The 9,689-nt window shown below is 72.9% G+C and carries 11 protein-coding genes; 9 read left to right on the forward strand and 2 right to left on the reverse strand.

Going from position 1 to position 9,689, the window contains the following annotated elements:
- Nucleotides 1–128 precede the first annotated feature (128 nt).
- From ACZJYS_RS07435 to ACZJYS_RS07455, 5 genes are all read left to right on the forward strand, one after another.
- Entirely contained in the window at nt 129–734 is a 606-nt protein-coding gene (locus tag ACZJYS_RS07435; protein WP_109516904.1) for a regulatory protein RecX, read from the forward strand.
- Nucleotides 727–1,536, forward strand: a complete 810-nt coding sequence (locus tag ACZJYS_RS07440) for an AzlC family ABC transporter permease (protein ID WP_493176872.1) — start codon at nt 727–729, stop codon at nt 1,534–1,536. Before ACZJYS_RS07435 ends, ACZJYS_RS07440 begins: the two co-directional genes overlap by 8 nt.
- Nucleotides 1,533–1,838 (forward strand): AzlD family protein, encoded by a 306-nt coding sequence (locus ACZJYS_RS07445; RefSeq protein ID WP_245906318.1) that lies wholly within the window; start codon nt 1,533–1,535, stop codon nt 1,836–1,838. Before ACZJYS_RS07440 ends, ACZJYS_RS07445 begins: the two co-directional genes overlap by 4 nt.
- 439 nt (nt 1,839–2,277) lie before the next feature.
- Nucleotides 2,278–3,381: a glycoside hydrolase family 26 protein gene (locus tag ACZJYS_RS07450; protein ID WP_109516903.1), complete on the forward strand. Its 1,104-nt coding sequence runs from the start codon at nt 2,278–2,280 to the stop codon at nt 3,379–3,381.
- 137 nt (nt 3,382–3,518) lie between these two features.
- Nucleotides 3,519–5,471, forward strand: a complete 1,953-nt coding sequence (locus ACZJYS_RS07455; protein ID WP_493176875.1) for a glycoside hydrolase family 5 protein — start codon at nt 3,519–3,521, stop codon at nt 5,469–5,471.
- Here the strand turns inward: ACZJYS_RS07455 and ACZJYS_RS07460 are convergent.
- Nucleotides 5,425–5,826, reverse strand: a complete 402-nt coding sequence (locus ACZJYS_RS07460) for a zinc-ribbon domain-containing protein (RefSeq protein WP_493176876.1) — start codon at nt 5,824–5,826, stop codon at nt 5,425–5,427. The genes ACZJYS_RS07455 and ACZJYS_RS07460 overlap by 47 nt on opposite strands.
- Nucleotides 5,827–5,936: 110 nt before the next feature.
- On the opposite strand from ACZJYS_RS07460, the gene ACZJYS_RS07465 reads away from it, so the two are divergent.
- From ACZJYS_RS07465 to ACZJYS_RS07480, 4 genes are read left to right on the forward strand one after another with little or no spacing between them, the layout of a single operon-like run.
- Nucleotides 5,937–6,611, forward strand: a complete 675-nt coding sequence (locus tag ACZJYS_RS07465; protein WP_493176877.1) for a cell division ATP-binding protein FtsE — start codon at nt 5,937–5,939, stop codon at nt 6,609–6,611.
- Nucleotides 6,604–7,494, forward strand: a complete 891-nt coding sequence (locus ACZJYS_RS07470; protein ID WP_245906316.1) for a cell division protein FtsX — start codon at nt 6,604–6,606, stop codon at nt 7,492–7,494. Before ACZJYS_RS07465 ends, ACZJYS_RS07470 begins: the two co-directional genes overlap by 8 nt.
- Nucleotides 7,491–8,087, forward strand: coding sequence for a YdcF family protein (locus ACZJYS_RS07475; protein WP_493176879.1), 597 nt, complete (start codon nt 7,491–7,493; stop codon nt 8,085–8,087). Before ACZJYS_RS07470 ends, ACZJYS_RS07475 begins: the two co-directional genes overlap by 4 nt.
- A complete protein-coding gene (locus tag ACZJYS_RS07480; RefSeq protein WP_493176880.1) occupies nt 8,084–8,842 on the forward strand; it encodes a lysophospholipid acyltransferase family protein in 759 nt (252 codons plus the stop codon). The genes ACZJYS_RS07475 and ACZJYS_RS07480 overlap by 4 nt, the downstream gene beginning before the upstream one ends.
- Nucleotides 8,843–9,109: 267 nt before the next feature.
- Here the strand turns inward: ACZJYS_RS07480 and ACZJYS_RS07485 are convergent.
- On the reverse strand, nt 9,110–9,689 hold a 580-nt coding region (locus ACZJYS_RS07485), incomplete at its 5' end, for a gamma-glutamylcyclotransferase (RefSeq protein ID WP_493176882.1).

Genomic DNA, 9,689 nt, shown 5'->3' on the forward strand with positions numbered 1-9,689 from the left:
ATGCCGCCGGCCACCAGGCCGGCGGCATTCGCGTTTGTGGCTTGCTACCGGGAAGCCATTCTCTTGCCCCCGCGCCATGGGGCAGGCGCCGGGTGGGCAGGCCGGCCGCTTCATGGCAGATTGCGCGCATGGAAAAGCGGCAGGAACCCAGGCGGAGGCCGGCGGCCGGCCCGGCGCCGGATGCCGGCCGGCTGCGCGAGGCCGCGCTGCTGCATCTGGCACGTTTCGCCGCCACGGAAGCCGGGCTGGTACGCGTGCTGCAGCGGCGCGTGGCCCGCTGGGCGCAGCGCGCCGAGGCGGAGGGGCAGGATGGCGCGGCCATCGCCCGGGTGGTGGCGGAGGGCCGCGCGGCGGCGCAGGAGGTGGCGCGCCGCCTGGTGCAGGCAGGGGCGGTCGATGACGCCGCCTTCGCCGCGTCCCGCGCCCGGCGCCTGCAACAGGGTGGCCGCTCCCGCCGCGCCATTGCCGCGCATCTGGCCGCCAAGGGCGTGGCGGCGTCCACGGCCGAGGCCGCGCTGGACGGAGAGACGGCCGATGAGCTGATCGCAGCGCTGGGGCATCTGCGCCGCCGCCGCGCCGGCCCCTTCGCCGCCACGCCCCCCGACGCCGCGGCCCGGCTGAAGACGCTGGCCGCGCTGGCACGGGCCGGCTTCCCGCGCGAGGTGGCGCAGCGCGCGCTGGACCTGCCGCCCGAGGTGGCGGAGGAGCGGCTGCTGGCCTCCCGCCGTGGCTGAGCCGCAGCCCTTCCGCCCGGTGGTGTTCACCCGCGCCGGCATGCGGCGCGGGGCGCGTGCCGCCCTGCCCCTCTACCTTGGCCTGCTGCCCTTCGGGATGGTGGTGGGCGTCATCTCCGCCGGCAAGGGCCTGTCGCTGGCCGAGACCCTGCTGATGTCGGCGATCGTCTATGCCGGCGCCGCGCAGCTCCTGGCGCTGGAACTCTGGGCGGACCCGGCGCCCGTCCTGGCGGTCACCTTCGCGGCGCTGGTCGTGAACATCCGCCTGGCGCCGATGGGGGCGGCGCTCGGCTTCTGGCTGGACCGGCTGCGCGGCTGGCGGCTCTGGGGCACGCTGGCCACGCTGGTGGACCATGCCTTCGCCATGAGCATCGCCGAGCACCGGGCGGGCGGGCGCGATGCCGGCTACCTGCTGGGCCTGGGCCTTTCGCTGTGGGTGGCGTGGCAGGCCGCCACCGTGGCGGGGCATGTGCTGAGCGGCGTGGTGCAGCTGCCGCCGGGGCACCCGCTGTTCTTCGGCGGCACCGCCGCCTTCGTCGGGCTGCTGGTGCCGATCTGGCGCGGGGCCCGGCAGGACCTGCTGCCCTGGGCGCTGGCCGGGCTGGCGGCGCTGGGAACGCAGCGCCTGGGCCTGCCGCAGCCCCTGCCCCTGCTGGCCGGCGCCCTCTCCGGCGCCGCCCTGGCGGCCTGGAACGAGATCCGCGCCCGTGGCGGCCCCGAGGCCGGTTCCGGGGCCAGTTCCGGGGCCGGTTCCGAGGCCAGCCCCGGCACGGCACAATCCGGCCCCGGCACGGCGCCATGATGCGGAGCGACGTGCTGCTCGCCATCCTGGGCATGGCGCTGGTCACCTATCTCTGCCGTGCCGGCGGCTATGCGTTGCTGCGGGTGGTCCGCCCGCCGCCCTTCATCGACGCCATGCTGCGCCATCTGCCCGGGCCGATCTTCGCCGCCTACGTGACCCTGGCCCTGAGCCGGACCGGCCTGCCGGGGCTGTTCGGGGCGGCGGCGGTGGTGCTGGTGCAGTGGCGCACCGGCAATCTCAGCGCCTCCATCCTGGCCGGGGTGGCGACGGTCTGGCTGTTCGGCCTGCTGGCCGGAGCCTAGAGCAGATCGCGAGCAGGCTGCTTCGCCTGATCGCGTTAAGATGCTCGTGAAAACAATGAGCTAGAGCCTTTTCCGTGAGCCAGTACGAACGGAAAAGGCTCTAGCGCCGGCGCCGCTCCGCCTCGGCTGTCATGCTCCGACCAACGCAAGGGTTGACGCCGCGGACCGTGCCGGCGCCTTTCCGCGCACCCGTGGCGAGATCCACACGCGGCCAGGAAATCCCACAATCGCCCCGTGCATCACGCGAATAAAAGCTGGAAGTAACGCGAGGATCCGATGTGGGTTCTTCTCCTCACTAAAATGTTGATCCTGAATTTTGTTGTTTTCTATTTTTTCATTCAGCGCCCTGCTCTATCGCCTTCCCGAGCAGGAGCATGGCAGCCGGTCGCCCCGCACGGGCGGGCCCCTCCTTCTTCATTCGGATGATCAGGAGAGCCCGATGACCCAGCTTGGTGTCTATCTTGGCAACCGGCCGCAGGATCTGCCGGCCTTCGAGGAATGGCTCGGCCGGGAGGTGGACAACATTCACGTCGTCTCTGGCTTCCAGAGCTGGGCCGACCTGATCGACAGCACCCGCTGGAATGCCCGCGAGCTGTGGCACGAGACGCCGCGCGACCATCAGTGGTCGATCCCGCTGATCCCGCTCGGCGCGACGCTGGAGGAGGCCGCCACCGGCGCCTACAACGCCCGCTACCGCGAGCTGGCCACCATCCTGATCGAGAACAGCCAGACCGACGGGCCGATCGACGTCCGCACCGGCTGGGAGTTCAACGGCGACTGGTTCCCGTGGTCGGCCATCGGCCATGAGGAGGCGTATATCGGCGCCTTCCGCCAGTTCGTCGATTCGTTCCGCGCCGTCTCCGACCGCTTCGTCTTCGAGTGGAACGTCAACGAGGCCTGGGGCGGCATGGACCCCGCCACCGCCTATCCGGGCGACGACTATGTCGACATCATCGGCATGGATGTCTACTGGAACACCCTCTACTTCACCAGCGATCCCTACCAGGCCTGGGACATGCTGCTGAAGGAGAAGTACGGGCTGCAGTGGCACCAGGACTTCGCCGCCGCCCGCGACAAGCCCACCGCCTACTCCGAATGGGGCGTGATGACCAACAACGCCGAGCCCTTCGTGAAGGCGATGAAGGTGTGGTTCGACACGCATGACGTGGTGTTCCAGTCCCGCTGGGATTCCGACGACAGCTTCCCCGGCCGCCTGTCCGACGGCAGCGAGCCGAACACCGGCCGCGCCTATGTCGAGACCTTCTCGGACACCAAGATGGACTGGAGCCTGGACGGGCTGCAGTACATCGCCAGCTATGCCGACCTGATCGAGGCCTTTGGCGCCGATGCGGCGGCCGGCCAGCGCCACTACTTCCATCACGGCATCGAGGAAGGCCGCACCACCGACGGATTCGACGCGCGGACCTATCTGGCGAACTACGCCGACCTGCGCGCCGCCTTCGGCTCGAACGAGAACGAGGCCGCCCGGCACTTCATCACCTTCGGCCATGCCGAGGGCCGCACCGACCTGGATCTGTTCTGAGGCGTCCTCCATGGCCGCCTGCCGGCCATGAATGCACTCCCGCTCCCTTCCAAGAATTCCCTCGCCCGGCCAGGCCCTGCGTCTGGCCGGGATTTCCATGACCGCCCGGCCTCCCCCGCCGCCAGGAAAGCGCACGCATGCTCTCACGCCAGCAGCCGGGTGACGGCTTCTTCTCCACCCGCGGCAACGAGATCGTCGATGCTGCCGGCATCCCGGTGCGCCTCTCGGCGGTGAACTGGTTCGGCATGGAGACGGTGCGCGGCGCGCCGGACGGGCTGCAGGCGCGCAACTGGCAGGAGATGATGGACCAGATGAAGGTGCTCGGCTTCAACGCCATCCGCCTTCCCTTCTCCAGCGAGGTGCTCGACGGCAGGCTGCCGCCCACCGACATCGACTACGGCCGCAACCCGGATCTCGCCGGCCTTTCCGGCGTGCAGCTGCTCGACAGGATCGTGGGCTATGCGGGCGAGATCGGGCTGCGCATCATCCTCGACCGGCACCGCGGCACGGCGGGGGACGGCCCCAACGGCTCCGGCCTCTGGTACGACAACACCCACCCGGAAGCCGAGTGGATCGCCGACTGGGTGATGCTGGCCGGCCGCTACCGGGGCAACCCGACCGTCATCGGCGCCGACCTGCACAACGAGCCGCACAGCCGGGCCAGCTGGGGCGGCGACCCGGCGACCGACTGGCACGCCGCCGCCGAGCGCGCCGGGGCGGCCATCCAGGCGGTGAACCCGGACTGGCTGATCCTGGTGGAGGGCGTCGACCGCTACCAAGACGACTTCTATTGGTGGGGCGGCAATCTGCAGGGGGTCGCCGAGCGGCCGGTGGTGCTGCCCACCGGCAACAAGGTGGTCTATTCGCCGCACGACTACCCCAACTCGGTCTTCGCCCAGCCCTGGTTCCAGAGCGATGACCTCGCCGGCACCCTGCCCGCGGTGTTCGACCGGCAATGGGGCTACATCGCGCGCGAGGGCATCGCGCCGGTCCTGCTCGGCGAGTTCGGCAGCCGCCTGCAGGACCCGAAGGATCTGGCCTGGCTGCTGGCGCTGACCCGCACCCTGAACGGCGATCACGATGGCGACGGCACGCGCGACGCCGGCGCGCCCTCGGCCGGCCTGTCCTGGGCCTGGTGGTCCTGGAACCCGAACTCGGGCGACACGGGCGGCATCCTGGGCGACAACTGGATCACGCCGGACCAGGGCAAGCTCGACATCCTGGCCTTCATCCCCGGCACGGATTTCGCGGCGAGCCGGCTGCTGGTGGCGCCGCCGCAGGGCGGCGACCTCCATGGCGGCGCGGGGCTGGACACGCTGCGGATCGACCAGGGCAGCAGCGCCTGGCATGTCCTGCGCGACGGCGAGTCGCTGCTGGCGCGCAACCTGGGCACGGGCGCCACCCTCTCCGGCTCGGGGATCGAGGTGGTGCAGTTCGCCGACGGGGTGAGGATCGACCTGCGCGCCCTTTCCTCGGAACGCCCGCTCGAATACGTCGCCAGCCATGCCGACCTGGCCGCCGCCTTCGGCGCCGATGCGCTGGCCGGCTCGGTGCACCGGCTGCAGCACGGCTTCGCCGAAGGGCGCGCCACCAGCTTCGACGGGCTGGCCTACATCGCCAGCCAAGCCGACCTGATCGCCGCCTTCGGCGCCAGCGAGGATGCGGGCGCCACCCACTACATCCGCCACGGCCGCGCCGAGGGCCGCGCCACCAGCTTCGACCCGGCCAGCTACCTCGCCGCGCATGAGGACCTGCTGGACGCCTTCTGGCAGGACACGGAGGCCGCGGCCGCGCACTACATCCGCTTCGGCCGGAACGAAGGACGCGCCACTGCCTTCGACGCCGCGCGCTACATCGCCGGCCATGACGACCTGGTCGACGCCTTCGGCACCGACCTCCGGGCCGGCACCCGGCATTGGCTGGCGCATGGCCATGCCGAGGGGCGCGAGGCCGCCGCCTTCGATGCCGCCCAGTACCTGCGGAACTATGCCGATCTGCGCGCCGCCTTCGGTGCGGACGAGCAGGCGGCGGCCCTGCACTACATCACCCACGGCCACGCCGAGCAGCGCAGCGACGCGCCGCTGGGCTGAGCCACCGGCTCCACAGCCCTCCGGGCGCGGTCCCGGCGCAGTCCCTGGGCGCGGCTGCTGGCGGCCAGGCGGCGGCGATCTCGGCGCGCCAGTGCCACAGCGCCGCGATCCCGGCCGCCACCGCCAGGAGAGAGAGAATCCAGGCGAACACCGCGCCCGCCACGCCGGGCACGGCGGGCGGGGGGCCGGAAGGGCGCAGCGGCGGCAGCGCCAGCAACGGTGGCGGCGCCTCCAGCCGGGCGGGCAGCGGCACCCAGCTCTGCGCGCAGCGCACGCAGCGCACCGCCCGCCCCGGCGCCAGCAGCGCGTCCGGAACATCGTAGGCGGCAGCGCAGGCCGGGCATTCGAGGCGCATGCCACCGCTATGCCGGGGCACCCCCGGCCCTGCAACCCCCCGTTGCGCTGCAACCCTTCGTAAAGCGAGGCGGGTGGCGGCGCGCGGCTTGGCGTGGCATTCCCTGCCGCATGGTGCGCTTCACCGCGGTCGGCCTGCGTTACCCCTCCCCCGACGGGCAGGAGGGGCCGGAAGCCCTGGCCGACCTGACCTTCACGCTGCCCGAGGGCAGCTTCACCTGGCTGCTGGGGGCCTCCGGCGCCGGCAAATCCTCGCTGCTGCGGCTGATGCACCTCGCATTGCTGCCGACGCGGGGGGAGCTGGAGGTGCTGGGCGTGCGCGTGAACGCGGCCCGGCGCAGCGCGCTGCCCGGCCTGCGCCGGCGCATCGGCGTGGTGTTCCAGGATTTCCGGCTGCTGCCCTACCTCTCCGCCTTCGACAACGTGGCGCTGCCGCTGCGCCTCGCCGGCCGCTCCGAGGCCAGCCTGCGGCCGGACGTGACGGAGATGCTGCGCTGGGTGGGGCTGCAGGGGAAGGAGCTGTCCCTGCCGCAGCAGCTCTCGGGCGGCGAGCAGCAGCGCATCGCCATCGCCCGCGCGGTGGTGACGCGCCCCGCCCTGCTGGTGGCCGACGAGCCGACCGGCAACCTCGATTCGCACCAGGCGCGCCGCCTGCTGGCGCTTCTGACGCAGATGAACCGGCTGGGCACCACCGTTGTGGTGGCCACCCACAGCGAGGACCTGGTGGCGCAATTCCCCGCCCAGGCCCTGCTGCTGGAGGATGGGAAGGTCATCCATCATGGCTGATGCCCGCAACCGGAGTGGCATGACCGAGCGCCGCACCCGCTACGCGCGCGACCCGCTGGGGCTGAAGCGGGCGCTGTCCGACCGGCTGCTGCCCGGCCTCGTCGCCGCCATGGCGCTGCTGGCGGCGCTGGCGCTGGCCGGCAGCCGCGGCGCCGCGGCGCTGAAGGAGCGCTGGCAGCAGGGCGCCGCCGCCGCCGTGACGGTGCAGCTGCCGCCCGAGCAGGCCGGCCGGATGGACGACGCGCTGGCCCTGCTGCGCGCCATGCCCGGCGTGGCCAGCGCCGAGGCGGTCGATTCGGCCCGGATGCGGGAGCTGCTGCGCCCCTGGCTGGGCGAGGTGCCGGCCCTGCCGCTGCCCTCCGTGCTGGAGCTGCGGCTGGAGAACCTCAACATCGACCCGGCGCCGATCGGCCGCCAGCTGGCCGAGGCGGTGCCGGGGGCGGAGCTGGAGGCGCATGGCATCTGGGTGGCGCGGCTCGCCGCGCTGGCGCGCAGCGTGCAGGGCGTGGCGCTGGCGGTGCTGGCGCTGGTGGTGGGCGTCGCGGTGGCGGTGGTGGCGGTGGCCACCCGCGCCGGCCTCGCCTCGCGCCGGCAGGCCATCGAGATCCTGCACGACCTCGGCGCCACGCAGGGGGATATCGCCGGCCGCTTCGCCCGCCGCATCGGGCTGCTGGCGGCCGGCGGCGCGTTGGCCGGCGCGGCGCTGGCGGTGCCGACGCTGGGCGCCATGGCCAGCCTGGCGGCGCCCCTCTCGGGCGGCGTGGTGCAGCCCTGGTCGGCGCTGCCCTGGCTGGACCTGCTGATGCTGCCGCCCGTGGCCGGCGCGATCGGCTGGGCGACCGCGCAGTTCAGCGTCCGCCGCTGGCTGAAGCGCCTGCCGTGACACCCCTGCCCGATGGCAGCCGGCGGCGCGGCCCCAGCCGGCTCTGGCTGCTGCCGGCCCTGCCGGCACTGCTGCTGCTGGGCGGGCTGGCGCTGTTCGCCGGGCAGAGCCGCGCCCGGCCGGAGGCACCGCTCGCCACCACGGACGGCATCGCCGTGCTCACCGGCGGGCCGCAGCGCGTCGATGCCGGGCTGCACCTGCTGGCCGAGGGGCGTGCGCGCTGGCTGATCATCTCCGGCGCGGGGCGGGACGCCACGCTGGAGGAGCTGGCGCAGCGCGCCGGGCTGGATCCCACGCCCCTCGCCGGCCGCGTGACGATGGGCCGCGCCGCCACCAGCACGCGCGGCAACGGGCTGGAGGTTGCGGAATGGGCGCGGGCACGGCAGATCGGCTCGCTGCGCGTCGTCACCGCCGCCTTCCATATGCCCCGCGCCCTGCTGGAGCTGCGCCGCACCCTGCCCGAGGTCACGCTGGTGGCCCACCCGGTGCAGGCCGCCGGCCCCCGGCCCGGGCTGCTGCTGCGGGAATACGGCAAGCTGATCGGGGCGATGCTCGGCCTGTCCGTCCTGAAACCGGAGAAACCGCCCTCGTGACCGCCCTGCGCTCGGCCCTGTTCAACGCGCTGTTCTTCAGCGTCACCGCCATGACCTGCGTGTTGGGGCTGGCCCTGGTGCCTTTCCCGCGCCGCTATGTGCGCCGCTACGTGCAGGGCTGGGCGCGGCTGATCCTGTGGCTGCTGCGCGTGGTCTGCGGCATCGGGCTGCGGGTGACGGGCTGGGAGCACATGCCCAAGGGGCCGGTGGTGGTGGCGGCCAAGCACCAGTCCGCCTACGACACGGTCGTCTGGCTCGCCCTGCTGCCGGACCCGGTCTATGTGCTGAAGCAGGAGCTGCTGCGCATCCCGGCCTGGGGCCGGCTGGCGCGGCACTACGGGGCGGTGGCGGTGGACCGCAAGGGCGGCGCCATGGCGCTGAAGCGCATGGTGCGCGAGGCCGGCGCGGTGCTGGCCGAGGGGCACCAGATCGTCATCTTCCCCGAGGGCACGCGCACCATGCCGGGGCAGCGCATCCCCTACCAGCCGGGGGTGGTGGCGCTGGCCGCCGCCAGCGGCGCGCCCGTGGTGCCGGTGGCCACCGACAGCGGGCTGCGCTGGGGGCGCGGCGCGCTCTCCCGCAAGCTGCCGGGGCCGATCACCGTGGCCATCATGCCGGCGCTGCCACCGGGCCTGCCGCGCGTGCAGCTGGTGGCGGCGCTGGAAGAGGCGATCGAGCGCGAGACCGACCGCCTGGTGGTGGCCGCCGGTGGCCCTGCCCTGTCCCCACCCCTTGTGGATAAATCTGTGGGATAAGGGCCACGGAAGATTTCGAAACTGTTTCAGGGACTGCCCGCAAGCCGCTGCTGAGGCTTGCTTTTCTCTTTTCGAAAGCGCGTCTTGACTGTTGCGCGGCGGCCCCAACCAACATCAAGCCATTGATTTCATGGAGAATCCCTCTGCGGCACTGCGGACGTGGCGCGGGCGGGCCTTGATGTGCCAGCCGCTTCCTCACGGCCGCTGTGGATAAGTCCGCGGATAAGCGGTGCGGCCCATTGTAGCGGCTGGCGCGAATCGGCGCCGCTACTCCGCCGGGCCGGCCGGCAGCAGCGCGGCGATCCGGTCCAGCCCCGCATCCCGCACCCCCAGCGCGCGCAGATGCGCCACCGTGTTCAGCAGGTAGTCCCGGTTCGGACCCATGCAGCCCTGGCCCAGCGCGATGGCGGCGGCGACGCGCTCGGGCGTCAGGTCCCGGCAATAGGCCTCGGCCCGGCGGTCGACCACGAAGGCCACGGCGCGCCGCACCGCCCCCGGCTGGTCCAGCAGCCGCACCGGCACCAGCCGCCGCTCATAGACGCCGCCCGACATCTCCCGCTCGTCCAGATAGTCCAGCACCGCCGGCGCGGCCTCGGCCTCCACGCGGAAGGCCACGCCGCGGCAGGCCCCGCCCCGGTCCAGCCCCAGCACCAGGCCGGGGCATTCCGGCGTGCCACGGTAGCGGCGGGACCAGATGCAGAAGCGGCGGTGGAAGCCCCGCAGCAGCGCCGGATGCATGGCGCTGTGCGCGAAGCCCGGCTTCCAGATCAGCGAGCCGTAGCCGAAGACGTAGAGCGAGCCGTCCGGATCGAGCAGCGGGGCGATGGCGGGGTGGGTCATGCGGCGG

The organism is Roseomonas sp. TS2, assembly GCF_058833935.1.

Bases quoted from the DNA above. Each gene is read 5' to 3' on its own strand.
- ACZJYS_RS07445 (WP_245906318.1), top strand. From the start codon at position 1,533: ATGATGCGGAGCGACGTGCTGCTCGCCATCCTGGGCATGGCGCTGGTC.
- ACZJYS_RS07470 (WP_245906316.1), top strand. From the start codon at position 6,604: ATGGCTGATGCCCGCAACCGGAGTGGCATGACCGAGCGCCGCACCCGC.
- ACZJYS_RS07455 (WP_493176875.1), top strand. From the start codon at position 3,519: ATGCTCTCACGCCAGCAGCCGGGTGACGGCTTCTTCTCCACCCGCGGC.
- ACZJYS_RS07465 (WP_493176877.1), top strand. From the start codon at position 5,937: ATGGTGCGCTTCACCGCGGTCGGCCTGCGTTACCCCTCCCCCGACGGG.
- ACZJYS_RS07435 (WP_109516904.1), top strand. From the start codon at position 129: ATGGAAAAGCGGCAGGAACCCAGGCGGAGGCCGGCGGCCGGCCCGGCG.
- ACZJYS_RS07450 (WP_109516903.1), top strand. From the start codon at position 2,278: ATGACCCAGCTTGGTGTCTATCTTGGCAACCGGCCGCAGGATCTGCCG.
- ACZJYS_RS07460 (WP_493176876.1), bottom strand. From the start codon at position 5,826: ATGCGCCTCGAATGCCCGGCCTGCGCTGCCGCCTACGATGTTCCGGAC.